Here is an 18,310-nt window from a genome sequence, read left to right as displayed (position 1 = left end):
TAAGTACGGTGACTATTGCAAGAAGGATCCACCTGTTCCCATGCCGAACACAGCCGTTAAGCTTCTTTGCGCCGAGGATAGTGAGGGGTTTCCCCTTGTGAAAGCCGGACGTTGCCGTTCTTTTTGCATCCTTGGCTCAACTGGATAGAGCACCTGACTTCGGATCAGGCGGTTGGGGGTTCGAATCCCTCAGGGTGCGTATCGTACATAATAATGTAAATGTCTTAACACTAAGGTGTTAGGCTTTTTTTTACTTATAAATCAAGATATTTTCTTTTTCTTTTAAATACTATTCAAGAAAAAATTCCCAGTTTAAACTTAGCTTTTTAAAATGATTATCTACTATAAACTTATGTCGCTTTTCTTTTAATCATCGCTTGAAACTGATATAATATTCCTATAGTCAATAATAGTCAGACTCTAAAACTTATATTGATTGATGAATAAATGATTAAAGAAATTTAAACATGGAATAGGAGGAAACTGTTAATATACTTGAACATCACTTAAAAAATCTGTATGATATACTACAATATTAGAAAAAAATGAGAAATGTTCAGTGTAATCAGTATGGATAATGAGAAATAAAAGCATGTCTGATTTGATTGAAGAGTATTTGAAAAAAGTGTTACAAGAAGAAGGAAAGATTGAAATTCAACGCAATGAAATTGCTGAGATATTTAACTGTGTTCCTTCACAAATAAACTATGTAATTAATACGCGCTTTACTATGCAACATGGATATGATGTAGAAAGTAAACGAGGCGGTGGAGGTTATATTCGTATCGTTAAAGTACAAGTGAATAGTAATATAGATTTACTAGAACGAATGAATCAAATTATAGGAAATCATATTTCTGAAAAAGAAGGACAAGTGATTATTGGCACGTTATACGATAATGAGTTAATGACTAATAGAGAAGCACAAATTATGTTAGCGGCTATTGAACAGCAAAATTATAGTGGAAACTCATTAATAGATAACCAATTAAGGGCCAATATTTTATTATCAATGATTGAATTATTAATTTTAAAGAATAATTGAAAGGCGGATGATTAAATATGAAAGAGACATTTACTAACCGAGCGAAAAAAGCATTACAAAACGCACAAAATGAAGCAAAATTGCTCCGCCATCGTACTGTAGGAACTGAGCATTTATTATTAGGGCTGATTACGGAACAGGATGGGATTGCAGGGAAGACTTTACGTGAAACGTCGTTAACTGCAGATAATGTTCGAGATGAAATTGAACATCTTGTGGATTATGGGCCTATTTCAAAAGATAATGATTTCACTCATGAAGACGTGATTTTACCGTATTCACCACGTTCGCGACAAGTCATGGCTTATGCGGCAGATGAGGCAAGAAGATTAAATAGCCCTTTAGTGGGGACAGAACATATTTTGTTAGGTTTATTACGAGATGAAAATATTTTATCTTCTCAAATTATGAAAAATCTAAATCTAAGTTTGTCTCAAGTACGTCAAAATGTTTCGAAAAAATTAGGTGTCAGCTATAATTCAGATTCACGAAAAACAAAAAATAAGACAAATAAACATCGAATGAATCAGAACCATTCTAAAACACCTACTTTAGATTCCCTAGCTAGAGATTTAACCCAAGCAGCTAGAGAAGATAAATTGGATCCTATTGTAGGAAGAAATGTGGAAGTACGTCGTATTACTCAAATCCTTAGTCGTAGAACGAAAAATAATCCTGTGCTTGTAGGGGAACCTGGTGTAGGGAAAACAGCAATTGCTGAAGGGTTTGCCCAAAAGATTGTTGAAGGTGTTGTTCCGCCAAGCTTAGTAAATAAACGTTTGATGGCTTTAGATATGGGATCGCTTGTTGCGGGAACAAAATACCGTGGTGAGTTTGAAGAACGAATGAAAAAAATAATTGATGAAATTTATGAAGATGGAGAAGTTATTTTATTCATTGACGAACTTCATACATTAATTGGAGCGGGTGGGGCTGAAGGAGCAATAGATGCTTCCAATATTTTAAAACCTGCCTTAGCACGTGGAGAACTACAAACGATTGGTGCAACGACTCTAGATGAGTACCAAAAATATATTGAAAAAGATGCAGCGTTAGAACGTCGTTTTGCTTCTGTTCGTATCGATTCGCCTTCTCAAGATGAAACGATTGCGATTCTTCAAGGATTAAAAGAACGTTACGAGAACCATCACAATGTTCACATGACAGATGAAGCGTTAAAGGCGGCTGTTATTTATTCTTCTCGTTATATCCAATCTCGAGAATTGCCAGATAAGGCAATTGATTTAATGGACGAATCAGCTGCAAAAGTTCGTTTAGATTTAAGTGATGAGTCGACACCTCATCAAAATGAAATGGATAAATTAACAGAACTGATTCAAGCAAAAGAAAAAGCCATTACAGATCAAAATTTTGAACAAGCTGCTCAAATTCGACAACAAGAAATTGAACAAGCAGAGAAAATCGAAGAGTTAATAAATAATGGGGAAGTAGAGCGTCCTTCTGTTTATGCGGATGATATTGCCGAAGTGGTTGCTCAATGGACAGGTATCCCTGTTCATGAAATGAAAGAAACGGAAAGTGCTCGTCTGATGAATATGGAAAGCTCACTTCATGAGCGTGTCATTGGTCAAAATGATGCAGTAAGTGCAATCGCAAGAGCTGTACGCCGTGCGCGCAGTGGGATTAAAGATCCTAATCGCCCGATTGGTTCCTTTATGTTCTTAGGTCCGACTGGGGTTGGAAAAACCGAACTTGCTAAAGCTCTTGCTGAAGTGATGTTTGGTTCTGAAGAGGACTTAATCCGTATTGACATGTCCGAATATATGGAGAAATATACAACGAGTCGTTTGGTTGGTTCTCCTCCAGGATATGTTGGTTATGATGAAGGTGGACAACTGACTGAAAAAATTCGTAATAAACCATATTCTGTCATTTTATTGGATGAGATTGAAAAAGCTCACCCTGATGTATTTAATATCCTATTACAAGTATTAGATGATGGGGTGTTAACAGATGGTAAAGGACGAAAAGTTGATTTCAAAAACACGATTATTATTATGAGTTCGAATATTGGAGCGACTGCTTTACGTGATGAAAAAGAAGTTGGTTTTGGTGCTGCGGATAGAAGATTCGATCATGATGCGATGGAATCGAAAATTCGTGAAGAAATGAAGCAACATTTCCGACCAGAATTTCTAAATCGTATTGACGAAGCGATTGTCTTCCATGCTCTAGAAAAAGAGCAATTACGTGAAATTGTTCGTCTCTTGACGAATGACTTAATCAAACAGTTAGCGGAACAAGAGATTGACTTACGCATTACACCTGCTGCATTGGATATTTTAGCCGATGAAGGTTATGATCCAGAATATGGTGCAAGACCTTTACGGCGTGCGATTCAAACCAATGTGGAAGATATGTTAAGTGATGAGTTAATTTCTGGTCGAGTGAAAGCTGGAGATAAGATTACTGTTGGAGGCTCTCAAGGTGAAATAACATTGAGACATCGAGGAAATTCATCCCAAAAAGATAACGATAATGAAAGAGTGAAAGTTACTTCTTAAGAAAAAAATTGAAACAGCCCGCTATTCCATTGAGGATAGCGGGTTTTTCTATATGAGAAATGTATTTATTTATACAGTTCATCAAGAAACTTTATGATAATGATTGAAAATAGTATATAATGATGTTAATCATTTAGTTAAACAGCTAAATGATTATGGATTTGTGACGAGTTATTTTTATGGTAAACTGTGAAAGAATTGTGAAAAATATTTGGTGACGAGGTGAATTTGTGTATACTCAAGAGGAAAAAGAAGCGTTTATGAAAGAAGCTTTAAAAGAAGCCCAGAAAGCGAAAGCAATTGATGAAGTGCCTATTGGTGCCGTTATTGTAAGAAATGGCGAAGTAATTAGTCGTGGATATAATCAAAGAGAAATAAGTAATCGAGCAATTACGCATGCGGAGATTTTAGCTATTGATGAAGCAAATCAAGCAATTAATAACTGGCGCTTAGAAGAGTGTGCATTATTTGTCACAGTTGAGCCTTGTGTGATGTGTAGTGGAGCAATTGTTCTGTCGCGGATTCCTTATGTATATTATGGAGCTTCGGATTATAAGGGAGGAACAGCTGGAACGCTTATGAATTTATTGGAAGAACCACGGTTTAATCATCAGTCTCATGTGGAAGCAGGGATTTTAAAAGAAGAATGTAGTGAATTGTTGTCTGCATTTTTTAGAGAACTCCGAGGGAAAAGAAAGAAAAATAAATAAAGGAAATCTTATTATTTATTTTTCTTATGTTTGAATGGTTTTATAAGTAATATAGACGCTAAATAATTAGGATGGAAGTGAACAAAGATGTTAGAAGTTAAAGATCTAAAAAAATCCTTTGGTTCGTTAACAGCGGTTGATGGTGTTAATTTCACTATCGAAAAAGGCCAGATTATGGGATTAATCGGGCAGAATGGATCTGGGAAAACAACAACTTTTCGTATGATTTTAAAGTTATTAAATGCAGATGAAGGTTCTGTATCTTGGAATGATCAACCATTCTCGAAAGAATTTTTTGATCACGTTGGGTATTTGCCAGAGGAAAGAGGTCTCAATCAGAAAATGACGATTGAGCATCAAATTTTATATTTTGCTCGCCTTCGTGGAAAAAAGAATAGTGAAATAGAACCGTTAATCGATGGTTGGCTTAAAGAGTTTGAAGTTGTTGGAGAACGAAAAGATAAAATAAAATCTCTTTCAAAAGGGAATCAGCAAAAAGTACAATTAATCTGTACGCTGATTCATGAACCAGATTTGATCATTTTAGACGAGCCATTTAGTGGTTTGGATCCTGTAAATGCTGGTTTATTAGAAGAAGGGATTCGCAAAGCGAGAGACCGGGGTGCGAGTATTATTTTCTCAAGTCATAATATGAATAATGTAGAAGAATTGTGTGATAATTTAGTCATGCTAAAAAAAGGACGCCAAGTGTTATATGGAACCATTCGTGAAATTCGTGAGAGCTTTGGTCGTACACGCTTGTTTTTAGAATCTTCATTATCAAAGGAAGAGATTGAAAATATTGATGGTGTGGAGAGCGTGTCGGGTGTAGAAGAAGGAATTTATCATATTCAATTAAGAGATGCTGAAGTTGGTCGTCAAATATTTGATTTAGCAACACGTGATGGTTATATTCCAACATTTAGCCAGCAACCACCGACGATTGAAGAAATATTTAAACAGATTGCAGGTGAAATTGATGAATAAATTAGGTGTTTTTATAAAAGATACATTTTGGAAGAATGTGAAATCGGTTAGTTTTATTACTATGTTATTGAGCCCTATTATTTTAATTGCAATTATTGCGGGAATTGGTTATTTTATAGCACAAAATGAATCAGAAATTCCCAAAGTTGAGCTTGCGGTTATTTCAGAAGACCCTACTATTCCACAAATGTTACTAGAAAGTGATGAAACTTTAACTATTGCGGAAGATATTACAACAGAGGAAGAAGCTCGGACAGCTCTTAGTCAAGATGAAATTTCTGGGTATTTAGTAGTGAATGTGGAAGATAATCGCTTGAAAGGTTCACTAACACATGATGGTTTGGACAACCACATTCCAATTATCGAACAGGTGCTTACGAGTTCCCAAATTTTATTGCGAGCCAATGAATTAAATCTTACGCCAGAACAACTGGAGTCGCTAAATGAACCAGCTGTTTTAGATACGCAAGTAGTCTCTGTTGATGAAGGTGAGATCGTTGAAGAGGATGATTTAGAACGAGGCATTCAGATTGGTAGTGCCTATGTTATTAATATTGTAATTTTAATGTTTATTATGTTCTATGCTTCGACGGTGATTGAAGAAGTTGCGGGTGAGAAGGGTACACGCATGATGGAAGTTATTCTATCAAGTACAACAGCTACAACGCACTTTTTCGGGAAATTAATTGGCGTATTCTTAGTGATGTTAGTACATATCCTTTTCTATATCATTGTAGGTACTGCCACGTTCATGTATTTTAGAAATCATGAATTAGTTTTATCACTGATTGGTGATTTGGATATTGGAGCTATTTTAGTACAATTCTTGGAATTTTCTTCGGTCTTCTTAATTATTGGGGTGATCATGTTTATGTTTATTGCTGCCTTCTTAGGTTCCTTAATTACTAAAACAGAAGACATTCAAAAAGCAGCGACTCCCTTAAGTTTAATTGTAGTTTTAGGTTTTTATATTGGTCTTTTTGCGATGGCTCAACCTGAGAATATAGTTGTGGTTGTTTCTTCTTTCGTTCCTTTAATGACACCATTTGTTATGCCTTTTAGAATTGCGACAGATACTGTTTCTAACTTGCATGTTTGGCTGTCTCTTGGAGGAGCCGCACTATTTACTGTGTTTTTAGCTTATATTTCACTAATTTTCTACCGTGCGAATGTGTTGATTTATTCAGATACAAACTTTATTAACACACTTAAACAATCATGGACATTAGTTCGCAGTGAAAATTCAAAATAAATATAATTGAGAACTTGCTAGATGGAGGATACTTCGTCTGGCAAGTTTTTGTTTTGAAAAATTTGGTTTTCTTGTTTTTGCGATAGAATAGTATTTTGTGTTAAGTTTATTATAAGTAAGAATTATATAGAAACTAAGGAGAGATAGAGTTGTTCAAAATACTTAAGAATAAATACAAAGAGATATTAATGATAACAGCCGTCTATTTAGTTACTCATCTACTAATTAGTTACTTTAGAAATGGTCAAATTGAGGGAGATAATGTCATTAGGAATACAATTATTGTTGTTGTATCTGCTACCTTAGGGACTCTTTTTTGGAATAAGAAGAAAGTTGAAAAAGATGAAGTTCATGAGAATAATAACAAGGAATAATTACTATTTTAGAACTTTTAGATGGAGGATACTTTATCTAAGTTAAATAGTCTGATTTTACTTTTGCAAACTGAGAAGCACTAATACATGCAGTTATTTTATACAATGTTCTTTGAAAAACCTGGAATATACGAAGACCATAAAAAATGATTGTCACAATGAATAAGGAGCATGACATGTTAAAAACGTTCATTAAAGAAATAATAAAAATAACTATGGTCGCTTTTGCTGTTACTTTAGTTATTAGGTTCATTCAGTCTAGACCTATTAATATTATTTCAGTATTTTATGAATCTATAATTTATAGTATTACTTTTACGCTAGTTTTTAATTTTTTAAGGGAAAATAATACATCTAAAAGATAATTGAATAGCAATTATATTGAAAAATATTTTAAAAACTAATATTTGAATATGAAATCATCGAATCGATAGTTGACAGTGCTAACTCTGTATAGTGAGAGTATTTTTTAACTGTTCACTAAGAAAGCGAAAAGATATTTTTGGTTTATCAATTGTAAAAGTAAAGAGTATAGGAAAATTTTATAAACAATTATTAGGGAGCTAAAAAATATGACAATCAAAATAAAAAGAGAAACGGGTTTGTTAGGTACCTTGTCGAAATTTAGTGTGAAGATCAATGGGGAAAAAAGGGGAACACTTGAAAATGAAGAAATTCTAATGTTAGAAATCCCAGATGGCGAGGCTGTTCTTCAACTCACTCAATTTGGAGTAAAAACAAATGAAATCAATGTGAAAGATGGCGATCGACTGAAAGTTTCTACAACTACTTGGGGTATCTATGGAACTTTGATGGTTATACTTTTATTTATAGTATCAGGACTACTTGTCCCGAATGTCATTCGATATGGAATTGTTTTATTGTATGTAATTACAGCTTATCTATTAAATGGTTTTATCTATAAAATAATAAAAATTCCGAAACAAGCAGTAATTAGAGGTGAATAATTAATATAAAAGCTTGGGTTTTCGCCCAAGCTTTTTAAACTAGTTAATTTTATTTTGTATAATCATCGAAATAGCCTTGGATATAGACGAATGGTGTTCCCTTGTCGCCACTTCCGGAGGTTAAGTCGGCCAATGAACCAATTAAATCCGTTAATTGACGAGGGGTGGTTCCGAGAGAAGCATTTGAATCTTTTGCTTGCTTTTCTTTTTGACCAATGGAATCACGGATGGCTTCTTGTAATTCTTCGCCGCTTAAATCGGCGTAATCATTATCTGCTAGATACTTTAATTTTACTTCATTTGGTGTTCCTTCAAGGCCAGCAGTGAATCCTGGGGAAACCACTGGATCAGCAAGTTCCCAAATTTCGCCGACAGGATCTTTAAAGGCACCGTCTCCGTAGACCATTGCTTCGATTGTTTTACCGGTTTCTTCTTTCACACGTTTTTGAATGGCTGTTACAACTTTTTTCGAATGAGAAGGGAATAATTTAACACTTTCATCCGTTGCATTGTTAGCACCTAAAAGACCAAATTCTTCGTTATAGCCACCATGCTCAGTAATTTTCTCGTTCATAAGATCGCCTAAGTCTAAAACACGATTTGCTCCAGCATCTTGAAGAATTCGTTTGGTTCGTTTACGGCTATGAATATCACAAGCAATTACTGAGTCTGTATGATATAAAATAGCTTTTGGATCATTTGAAAAAATAATTTCACAAGGAGTGTCTTCTTCGGCTACAATATCTTTGTAGAGCTGGATATAGTCTACACCAGTAAATGGATGGGCTGTTTTCCCGAAATATTCTGCAAACTCTACTTCGCTTAATGTATCACTCCATGGATTTACGCCAGACTCATCCAACTGATCTAAAGAGATTAAGTGATTTCCAACTTCATCAGCTGGGAAACTTAATTGGATGACTATTTTTTCAGAACCTCGCGCAAAGCCTTTTAATAAATTCATAAATCGATTTCGACTTAAGATGGGGAAAAGGACTCCAACTGTTTTATCTTGAAACTGATTTTTCACATCGGTTGCGATATCCTCGATAGATGCATAATTTCCTTGTGCTCTTGCAACAATGGATTCTGTTAGTGCGATAATGTCACGATCTTTTATTTCATATCCTGCTTCTTTTGAAGAATTTAAAAGAGTTTCGACTACCACTTCGACAATGTCGTCGCCTTCTTTAATAATTGGTGCTCGTAATCCCCGTACTACTGTACCGACAGTTCTATTCATTTTTTAGCCACTCCCTAATTTCCTATTGATATCTTTATTATACTATTAATCTGAATAGGGATAAAGCTTGGACTTTGAAAAGTTGTGTATAAAACATAATGATAAACATTCTCAATTGTAGTAAAATAATAGTGTAATCTTTAACAAAGAAGGTGCAGATATGAAGATAATTGATGGAAACCGAACCGTTTATGATTTAATTCAAGAGTATCCAGAATTGAAACCGATTTTAGTAGAAATAGGGTTTAAGCCTTTAAGTAATGATAAAATGTTAAATACCGTTGGACGAATGATGCCTTTAAATAGTGGAGCAAAGCAAATAAAACTTAGTCTAGATGATTTGAAAATAGCTTTACGAAAAGAAGGTTTTGACTTACAAGATTAGTATTAAGTTAGGTCTCTTGAGAGGGGAAGATGAAATGCAAGATCGATCCGTTCAAACAAAGGAACGCCAAGAAAAATTAAAAGATTTAATCCTGCGTTTGCATAGTGGGGAAGATGAAGAAGTCATTAAAAAGGCATTCGCAAAAGATTTTCAGACAGTGAGCCCTTTAGAAATTTCTGTAATGGAAAGAAAATTGATGAAAGAAGAAGGTTTGAGTGCTGAAGAAATTATGCGCTTATGTAATGTACATGTGGCTGTTATGGTTGATTATGTGGAAAACCCAGAAAATATTCCGGATGAATTTTCAAAACCTGGACATCCTGTGCATGTTTTAAAAGAAGAAAATTTAGCGCTTGAAGCTGCATTAATGCGTGTACGTAATTTATTAGAGGCTTATTTAGAGGAGCCAGATGCTGATCTTGAAAAGGGATTAAATCATCAACTCGATATTTTATGGGATTTTGATAAGCACTACGCTCGTAAAGAAAATTCATTTTTCCCAATTATGGAAAAATATGGAAATACCGCACCTCCGCAAGTTATGTGGGGTGTAGATGATGAAATTCGTGATTTATTTAAAGCATTTAGAGTCGCTTTTAAAGCGGGTGAGAAAGAAAAATTAATGCCTATTTATTCTGAATTTGAATATGAAATGCAAGAAATGATTGTTAAAGAAGAAAATATTCTCATTCCAATGGTAACAGAAGACTTTACAGAAGAGGATTGGCTAACCATTGCGGATGAAATGGATGAAATTGGTTATTGCATTGTTAAACCAATGGCAAAGTGGGAACCCGTGCGAGCTAAACAAGAGATAAACGAAGAATCTGAAGCACAAACAGGACGTATTCAATTAGGGACAGGTTCATTAAGTCCTAAAGAATTAGATATTATTCTAGACTCTCTTCCTTTAGAATTAACTTTTGTCGATAAAGATGATATTGTACAGTACTATAATAACCAACCAGGCGAAAAGTTATTAGGTCGTACACCCTCAGCGATTGGTCGAGATGTAATGAATTGCCATCCACCAAAAGTACAGGCTACCGTCACTCAATTGATGCAAGATTTACGAAACGGTAAAAAAGATAAACAAGCCGCTTGGTATCGTAGAAAAGATGGAATCATGGTACACATAACCTATGCAGCAGTTCGTGATGAAACTGGTGAGTTTTTAGGTATTTTAGAATATGTACAAGATATTACTGAACTGGTAGAAATTGAAGGCGAAAATCGAGATGTGAATGCTTAAGTAAAATTTTAAAATGGTGCAGGAGCTGGAATTTATGGACAATTATAAATTGTTTTTGGCAAAGAATCGTGAGATAGAAACAGAACGGTTGCTATTAAGACCGGTGACTTTAGAAGATGCAGAGGGTATGTATGAATATTCATCTAATGAAGAGACCACGTACTTTGTTTCATATAATCAGTATCAGTCAATTGATGATGCTTATTTCTCAATCGCAAATTTTTTCATGGATCAGCCTTTAGGGAAATTTGGGATAGAACTGAAGGAAGAGGGAAAATTTATTGGAACGATTGATTTATTTAATATAAGTTCGGAGAAAATGAGCGCAGAAATGGGCTATATTTTAAATCCTAAATACCATCAAAAAGGCTATATGACAGAAGCTGGGCAAGCTTTGTTGGTTTTAGGCTTTGAAAAAATGGAATTAGAAAAAATATATGCATTGTGTGATAGCCGTAATGTTGCTTCTGCAGGTGTTATGAAGAAACTAGGTATGAAACAAGAAGCACATCGTCGCCACCACTCTCTTTCAAAGGATGGCGAATGGATAGATATGTTAGAGTATGCAATTTTGAAAGATGAATATTTTGAAAAATAATACTTAGTGATTTGAATTTCTAAAGAAGTTAAAAAAATTTGAAATAGACTGGAATATTATTTATGGCTATGGTACAATATGTATTGCCGAAAGGCCACATGACAATGGTGGACATACGAACCGTGTCAGGTCTGGAAGGAAGCAGCACTAAGTACTGCTCCGCCATGTGTTATGTGTTACATAGCTATTAATAAGCCCTTGAAGTTGAGTTTTTGAACTCGAATCTTCAAGGGCTTTTTTGTGCTTTAAAGAAAGAATGTTAGAAAGGTGTTGAAAACTACTCAAATGAGCGTGAAAAACCTATCCACTTGTTAGGATAGGCTCTTTACCCTAAGAAGTGGATATGAAAAAACTGTCAACTTATTAGGATAACCCCTTTACCCTAACAAGTGAGCACAAAAAAACCATCGACTTGTTAGGGTAGCTCATGGAACTTAACAAGTTACTTGAAAATCCTATATACTGGATCCGATAGTCGAACAAACTGTATTTTCTAAGTAATCTTATCAATGTCATTTAAAATAACCAGCATTAAAATAGACCATACAAGAAAACTTGCATGGCCTAAAAAGCTATTTATTAAAGTTAGAAAAATTACTTCATATCAAAAAGTTGAGCTTGTTTGATATCTTCAATTGTCTGTGTTCCGGCTAGCTGCATCACTCGTTTGAGATCTTCATCAAAGTATTCTAAAACTGAGCGAACGCCTTTCCAACCACCAAGAGCAAGTCCGTATAAAACAGGACGTCCTAAAGCAACAATATCTGCACCACTGGCAAGAGCCTTAAAGATATGTTCACCACGACGAACGCCACTATCAAATATAATTGGTACACGACCAGCAACGACTTTAGAAATACCTTCTAATGTTTCAAATGAGCCAGGAGCCCCATCTAACTGACGACCCCCATGGTTTGAAACCCAAATCCCATCCGCTCCAGCACCAATAGCAAGTAGTGCATCATCCGCTGATTGAATTCCTTTAACAAGAACTGGTAAGTCTGAATAGTCTTTCAAGAATTTAACGTCTTCTCGAGTAATTTTTTGTTTTGACTGGGCATAAATATTATTTAAAGACATATTTGCACCAGAACCCGTTAAATAACGTGAGACAATAGGCATACCAAATGGATAGACAAATTTATTGGCGATATCTTTTTCACGATTTCCACTCAAAGTAGCATCCGCGGTAAGAATAATAGCTGTTGCACCATCCGCTTTTGCTTCATCGATAATATTTTTATTTAATTCATCATCTTTACTCATATAAATTTGGAACCAGCGTGGACCTCCGTTTAATCCTTCTTCAATCTCTTCAAATTTGGCTCCTGAGTAGGCACTAATTGACATAATAGTTCCAAACTCTGCGACACCTTTTGCAGTACCTGCTTCTTTTGTTTCATGCGCTAATCCATGTGCTGCAATAGGGGCCATAATAAATGGCGCTCGAATATCGTGACCTAAAATAGAAGTGGAAGGATCAGGGTGTTCAACATCAGCTAATACTCTTGGTAACACGCCTTTTGTTTGCCAAGCTGTTTGGTTGCGTTGTAATGTAAATTCATCACCGGAGCCTCCCGATATGTAATCAAATCCACCTTTTGGTACAATATCGCTGGCCAATTTTTCCAATTGATACGTATTTAATACCTCAATATCTTGTATCTTTGTTGGTGCATCATAAACTTTTACTTCTTTCTTTGTCATAAATAAAACCTCCATAAGTAATTAATTTTTTGAAATTTAACTAAAGAATAATTCAATCAGTGGCTGAGCAAAAGGAGCTAAAATAACGACCACAATCCCCGTAACAACAATGGACAAACCTGACATTGCCCCTTGTACTTCACCAAGTTCGATCGCTTTAGATGTTCCCATGGCGTGAGCGGATGAACCTAATGCCACGCCTTGCGCAACGGGATCATTAATTCCTGTAACTTTAAATAAAGTAGGTGCGACTACTGCTCCGACAATTCCTGTAAAGACGACAACAGCAACCGTTAAAGAGACAATGCCACCGAGTGATTCGGAGACACCCACCGCAATAGCAGTGGTAATCGATTTTGGAAATAAGGTTGAAACCATTTGAATATCATATTTAAATAAAAAGCCAAAACCAAAAATCATGACAGTGTGTAAAAGCACACCGGTTATTATGCCCGTTAAAATTGCTGAGTAATGCTTTTGTAAATAAATATAATTTTTTTCTAATTTAATCGCTAATGCCACAGTCGCTGGTGTAACAAAAGTACTAATCAATTTTCCACCTGTTTCGTAAGTTTCATAAGGAATGTCCAAAACAAGCAGTAAAAGAATGATCATTACAATCGCAAAAAGTAAGGGCGTAAACAATGGAGTAGGCCACTTTTTTTGTAACCGAGCTGCAAATAAATATAAGCCAACGGTAATTGTAATCCAAAGATAAGGACTTTCCATAAAAGCATCAAGCATTACTATCCGTCCTTTCTATCCTTGTTTTATTTAGCTTTTGTCCATTTTTACTCATAACCTTTTGGACAATCGTTCCGACAAACCACATCATGATAGATACTGTGACCACCATAATTATTAATAGTTGTAACCAAACATTTGCTAACAAATCAAAGTTTGTCATCAAGCCAACCCCAGCTGGCACAAACAAAATGGCCATATTATCTGTCAGCCAAGTTCCTACTTCGTCTACCTGACTTAACTTTATCCAATCAAAATGTAAAGCCATAAATAATAAAATCATCCCAATAACACTTCCAGGAATGGCGACAAAATTTGAGATGAGAATAGAAACGCCTTCTCCTAAAAGTGAGAATAAAAATATCCAAAATAATTGTTTAATTATTTTCACTGAATTCCTCCCTATGAAAACTATATGCAAACGTTTTCTTTGAATAAAATTATTTTAGCACATAAATGACTTTCTGTCTTATATTGCTTTTTTATGGTATCATAAATAATATTTATGAAGTCGTGGGACTTCATTCGTTTTATTTATGTTAAAAGAATCACAAACTTATATATATTTTGTAGGAGAGCAGTTATGAATTTACAAGACTTAATCTATTTTCATTATTTAGCAGAAAGTTTGAGTTTCACAGACACAGCAGCTCATTTCTTTGTTTCTCAGCCTTCCATCTCAACCGCGATAAAAAGATTGGAAACAGCGTTTAATGCCAGCTTAATTGATCGACGTAAAACATTAAAAAAGATGGAATTAACCCCAGCAGGAAAAATCTTATATAAAAACACTGATGAAATTCTAGAAAAATTAGATAAAACACGACAACAAATTGAAGATATTGAATTAGGATCCGTTTATTTTGGATTTTTGCCTACTATTGGAGGCTATTTTTTGCCTGAGATTCTTCCCAAAATGACTCAGTTTTCTAAAGCCTTAAAATTAGTGGAGGAGGAAAGTTCGGATATCATGCTCAATTTGATTTTAACCGAAGAAGTTCCTATTGCGATTCTCGGACACGAAGAATCTTATATTCGCCAAAATAAAATAAAACAAATTTTATTAATGGAAGAAGAAATGGCGCTTTGGGTATCCAAAAATCATCCGCTAGCAAAGAAAAATGCTGTTTCCCCATCAGAAGTTCAAAATGAAGTATTTATTTCCTTGTCAGAAGAGTACACTCATCATCGGATTTTTGACAAGTGGGCGACCGCTCATGGGATTGTTGAACCGAATATTGTATATGCGAAGGAAATTAAAACGGTCAAATCCATTGCGGCTTCCACGCAGATGGTGGGCTTTATGTCGAATATTTTGATGAGTGAGGATACGGATTTAGTCAAGGTGCGTTTAGAAGGAGCGCCTAAATTTTATATCAGTTTAGTTCTCAATACTGAAGCGGATAACTCCTATATCCAACAACAATTTAATGAGGCTTTTATTGAGATTGTGAAGGGGTTAAAATAAAAATTAAAGTATATTTATCATACCTTAGTTTCTTTGGTATAATAGAGGACGACTATATTTTTACTGAAAAGGAGTAATAATAAATGGCACAGAAATCAACAACGTTGGCACAAGCACTATGGAATTCGGCTGATGAATTGCGTTCACATATGGATGCAAATGAATATAAAAATTACTTACTAGGACTCGTTTTTTATAAATACTTATCAGATCATTTGTTATATAAAGCGGCAGAATTATTAGAAGAAGAACCAAAAAATCTTGAAGAAGCTCAGAAGATATATGAAGAAAACTTTAATAACGATGCAATTCGAGATATTTTACTATCAGAATTACAAAATACATATGGATATACATTAGAGCCTCATGAAACGTATACAGCAATTATTGAAAAAATAAATAATCGAACATTTGAACTTGTTGAATTAGAACAAGCCTTTCGAGATATCGAACAATCTGATAAAATTTACCTTGGATTATTTAATGATGTTGATTTGCAGTCTACACGTTTAGGACCGAATCCTCAAAAAAGAAATGATCGTATTTCAGCAGTGATGCAAAGGTTAGAGCAAGTAGATCTAACTGAATACGGTGGAGATGCATTGGGTGATGCATATGAATATTTAATCGGACAGTTTGCTTCAGAATCAGGAAAAAAAGCAGGTGAGTTTTATACACCTCAAGCTGTTTCAAACTTGATGACCAAAATTGCTATTTTGGGTAAGGAAGATAAACGGGGATTAACAGTATATGATCCGACAATGGGATCAGGATCGTTATTACTGAATGCAAAAGCTTATTCTAATCAGCCTAATTTAATCTACTATTTTGGTCAAGAGGTTAATACAACCACTTTAAACTTAGCACGTATGAATATGATTTTACATAATGTGGGTATCGGCCAACAGAAGTTTCGTAATGGTGATACTTTAGATGATGACTGGCCAACGGATGAACCAACAAACTTTGACATGGTTTTAATGAATCCACCATATTCCGCAAAATGGTCAGCTTCCAATGCTTTTTTAGAAGATTCACGCTTTGCGCCATATGGAAAACTCCCACCAAAATCACGAGCAGATTTTGCGTTTTTATTACATGGTTATTATCATTTGAGAACAGATGGAACAATGGCGATTGTTCTTCCACATGGTGTTTTATTTAGAAGTGGAGCAGAAGCAACAATACGCCAAAACTTACTTGAAAATGGTGCGATCGATACGGTCATTGGCCTTCCAGAAAATCTATTTTTCAATACAAGTATACCTACTACAATCATTATTTTGAAAAAAGACCGCGATAACCGCGATGTGTTATTTATTGATGCCTCTAAAGAATTTAAGAAAATTCGAAATCAAAATGAGATGGATGAGGGACATATAGAGAAGATCATTGAAACATATAAAAATAGAGAATTCGTAGATAAATTTGCTTATGTTGCAGAGTTCGATGAGATTGTGGAAAATGATTATAATTTAAATATTCCAAGGTACGTCGATACTTTCGAAGAACCTGAACCAATCGATGTAGTGCAATTAAGCAAAGATATTCAGGAGATTGATAAAGAACTTGAAAAAAATAAAAAAGAATTTTTAGGCATGATGGACGAACTTCAAGTAACTGAGGAAAACAAAGAAATTATTGATGCTATTAAGGCGGTGTTCCAGTAATGTCTAAAGATGAAATAGAAAGACGAGTTCCTAATCTAAGATTCAAAGGCTTTACTGACGATTGGATGCAGGAAAAAATATTAAATTTAGGAGAGATAAACCCAGCATCCAATTTACCTAAATTTATTGAATATGTAGATCTAGAGTCTGTTAAAGGTACATCTTTAATAAGTCATCAAAAATTAGAGAGTATAACCGCCCCTTCTCGAGCACAAAGACTAGCTCAAAAAGGGGATATTTTCTTCCAAACTGTTAGGCCATATCAAAAGAATAACTATTATTTTGATATGGACAATAGTAACTTTGTGTTTTCTACGGGTTATACCCAGATTAGACCCACTAAAGTAAATGGAAAATTTCTGTTTTACAAAATACAAAGTGATAATTTTGTAATAGAAGTTTTAAAAAGATCAACAGGAACTAGCTACCCAGCAATTAATTCAAATGATTTATCTAATATTAATTTTTTAGTTCCAAAAAATAATGTAGAGCAAAAATTAATTGGAAATCTTTTAATAAAACTGGATGAAATTATTGCTCTTGAACAAGAAAAAAATAGGAAGTTGGAATTAATAAAAAAAGAATTGACTGGAACATTGTATGCTACTTCAAATAGTATCCCCATACTTAGATTTAATAATTTCAATAAACCATGGAGAAAACAGCCTCTATCAAATGCTCTACAAATTAAAAATATTCGAAAACCTGTAAATGCGGAATATCCGCTGATGTCTTTTACTTCAACAGATGGAATCACTCCGAAGGGGCAACGATATGACAGAAGTTTTTTAGTTAAAAATTCAAATAAGAAATATAAAAGAACTAATTATACTGATGTTATTTATAGTTCAAATAATTTGGATGTAGGTGCTATAGGACTAAATTCTTATGGTAAAGCTTCTATATCAGATGTTTATGAAATCTTCGAGGTACAAAAAGGATACAATCCAAACTTTATATCCACCTTGATTAAAGAACCTTCTGAATTAAATAAAATATTAAAATACCGTCAAGGAGCTCTTTATGGACAATATAAGATCTATCCTGAAGATTTTTTGAAAATAAAATCATATTTCCCAAGCACGGAAGAACAAGTTATTATTAGTACTTTTCTGAATAAAATCAATGTTCAGATATCTAACAACAATAAAAAAATAGATAAATATTTATTAATTAAGAAAGTCTTATTAAAAAATTTATTTATATAAAACAAAGGATTACGATTTTTTTGTCAAGTCCATAATCTTGTGTAAAATAGTAGACAATGTGATTAACGCTGGTTATTCAATAATCTAACAAAGTAATGAGCCTTGATAATGAGCTTCGGTCTGCTAGTCTTGTGACAGGCTGGCCTGATCGGCCGCACAGACAAAAAGGCAGAC

General features: G+C 34.4%; 17 protein-coding genes, 1 tRNA gene, 1 rRNA gene and 1 other RNA gene. 16 read left to right on the top strand and 4 right to left on the bottom strand.

Features of this window, described 5'->3' with window-relative positions; genetic code table 11:
* Positions 1-4 precede the first annotated feature (4 nt).
* The 9 genes from rrf (at position 5) to BUB96_RS09655 (ending at position 7,861) form a co-directional block, all read left to right on the top strand.
* A 5S ribosomal RNA gene (gene rrf / locus BUB96_RS09700) occupies positions 5-120 on the top strand.
* Between the two features lie 5 nt (positions 121-125).
* Positions 126-199, top strand: a tRNA-Arg gene (locus BUB96_RS09695).
* 378 nt (positions 200-577) lie between these two features.
* Positions 578-1,045, top strand: coding sequence for a CtsR family transcriptional regulator (locus BUB96_RS09690; protein WP_073298638.1), 468 nt, complete (start codon positions 578-580; stop codon positions 1,043-1,045).
* A gap of 17 nt (positions 1,046-1,062) precedes the next feature.
* The gene (locus tag BUB96_RS09685; protein ID WP_073298637.1) at positions 1,063-3,570 is read left to right on the top strand and encodes an ATP-dependent Clp protease ATP-binding subunit; all 2,508 of its coding nucleotides are present in this window, start codon (positions 1,063-1,065) and stop codon (positions 3,568-3,570) included.
* A gap of 230 nt (positions 3,571-3,800) precedes the next feature.
* A complete protein-coding gene (tadA, locus tag BUB96_RS09680; protein WP_073298636.1) occupies positions 3,801-4,280 on the top strand; it encodes a tRNA adenosine(34) deaminase TadA in 480 nt (159 codons plus the stop codon).
* A gap of 87 nt (positions 4,281-4,367) precedes the next feature.
* Entirely contained in the window at positions 4,368-5,267 is a 900-nt protein-coding gene (locus BUB96_RS09675) for an ABC transporter ATP-binding protein (protein ID WP_073298635.1), read from the top strand.
* On the top strand, positions 5,260-6,519 hold the full coding sequence (locus BUB96_RS09670) for an ABC transporter permease (protein WP_159431739.1): 1,260 nt from the start codon (positions 5,260-5,262) through the stop codon (positions 6,517-6,519). The genes BUB96_RS09675 and BUB96_RS09670 overlap by 8 nt, the downstream gene beginning before the upstream one ends.
* 149 nt (positions 6,520-6,668) lie before the next feature.
* Positions 6,669-6,893, top strand: coding sequence for a hypothetical protein (locus BUB96_RS09665; protein ID WP_073298634.1), 225 nt, complete (start codon positions 6,669-6,671; stop codon positions 6,891-6,893).
* A 572-nt stretch (positions 6,894-7,465) separates the two neighbouring features.
* Positions 7,466-7,861 (top strand): hypothetical protein, encoded by a 396-nt coding sequence (locus tag BUB96_RS09655; RefSeq protein WP_073298632.1) that lies wholly within the window; start codon positions 7,466-7,468, stop codon positions 7,859-7,861.
* Between the two features lie 49 nt (positions 7,862-7,910).
* Here BUB96_RS09655 and BUB96_RS09650 read toward each other — a convergent pair whose 3' ends face one another.
* Entirely contained in the window at positions 7,911-9,104 is a 1,194-nt protein-coding gene (locus BUB96_RS09650; RefSeq protein WP_073298631.1) for a coenzyme F420-0:L-glutamate ligase, read from the bottom strand.
* Positions 9,105-9,264: 160 nt separating this feature from the next.
* On the opposite strand from BUB96_RS09650, the gene BUB96_RS09645 reads away from it, so the two are divergent.
* The 4 genes from BUB96_RS09645 to ffs all read left to right on the top strand — a co-directional run bounded on the left by BUB96_RS09645 (position 9,265) and on the right by ffs (position 11,527).
* Positions 9,265-9,489, top strand: coding sequence for a DUF1858 domain-containing protein (locus BUB96_RS09645; protein WP_073298630.1), 225 nt, complete (start codon positions 9,265-9,267; stop codon positions 9,487-9,489).
* A 34-nt stretch (positions 9,490-9,523) separates the two neighbouring features.
* A complete protein-coding gene (locus BUB96_RS09640) occupies positions 9,524-10,741 on the top strand; it encodes a DUF438 domain-containing protein (RefSeq protein WP_073298629.1) in 1,218 nt (405 codons plus the stop codon).
* Positions 10,742-10,775: 34 nt separating this feature from the next.
* The gene (locus tag BUB96_RS09635; RefSeq protein ID WP_073298628.1) at positions 10,776-11,339 is read left to right on the top strand and encodes a GNAT family N-acetyltransferase; all 564 of its coding nucleotides are present in this window, start codon (positions 10,776-10,778) and stop codon (positions 11,337-11,339) included.
* A gap of 88 nt (positions 11,340-11,427) precedes the next feature.
* Positions 11,428-11,527: signal recognition particle sRNA small type (ffs, locus tag BUB96_RS09630), an RNA gene on the top strand.
* 406 nt (positions 11,528-11,933) lie between these two features.
* Here ffs and BUB96_RS09625 read toward each other — a convergent pair.
* From BUB96_RS09625 to BUB96_RS09615, 3 genes are read right to left on the bottom strand one after another with little or no spacing between them, the layout of a single operon-like run.
* Positions 11,934-13,046, bottom strand: a complete 1,113-nt coding sequence (locus BUB96_RS09625; RefSeq protein ID WP_073298627.1) for a lactate oxidase — start codon at positions 13,044-13,046, stop codon at positions 11,934-11,936.
* A gap of 36 nt (positions 13,047-13,082) precedes the next feature.
* Complete coding sequence (locus BUB96_RS09620) at positions 13,083-13,790, bottom strand: LrgB family protein (protein ID WP_073298626.1); 708 nt, start codon at positions 13,788-13,790, stop codon at positions 13,083-13,085.
* Complete coding sequence (locus BUB96_RS09615; protein WP_073298625.1) at positions 13,783-14,181, bottom strand: CidA/LrgA family protein; 399 nt, start codon at positions 14,179-14,181, stop codon at positions 13,783-13,785. Before BUB96_RS09615 ends, BUB96_RS09620 begins: the two co-directional genes overlap by 8 nt.
* Positions 14,182-14,373: 192 nt before the next feature.
* On the opposite strand from BUB96_RS09615, the gene BUB96_RS09610 reads away from it, so the two are divergent.
* From BUB96_RS09610 to BUB96_RS09600, 3 genes are all read left to right on the top strand, one after another.
* Positions 14,374-15,258 (top strand): LysR family transcriptional regulator, encoded by an 885-nt coding sequence (locus BUB96_RS09610; RefSeq protein ID WP_073298624.1) that lies wholly within the window; start codon positions 14,374-14,376, stop codon positions 15,256-15,258.
* A gap of 83 nt (positions 15,259-15,341) precedes the next feature.
* Positions 15,342-16,928, top strand: a complete 1,587-nt coding sequence (locus BUB96_RS09605; protein WP_073298623.1) for a type I restriction-modification system subunit M — start codon at positions 15,342-15,344, stop codon at positions 16,926-16,928.
* Positions 16,928-18,136 (top strand): restriction endonuclease subunit S, encoded by a 1,209-nt coding sequence (locus tag BUB96_RS09600; protein ID WP_073298622.1) that lies wholly within the window; start codon positions 16,928-16,930, stop codon positions 18,134-18,136. Before BUB96_RS09605 ends, BUB96_RS09600 begins: the two co-directional genes overlap by 1 nt.
* The last annotated feature ends 174 nt before the right edge of the window (positions 18,137-18,310 follow it).

The sequence above is a fragment of the Atopostipes suicloacalis DSM 15692 genome, from assembly GCF_900129085.1.
GTDB lineage: Bacteria > Bacillota > Bacilli > Lactobacillales > Carnobacteriaceae_A > Atopostipes > Atopostipes suicloacalis.
The sequence above is the reverse complement of the archived record's forward strand: the minus strand, read 5'-3'. Positions and strand labels throughout refer to the sequence as shown.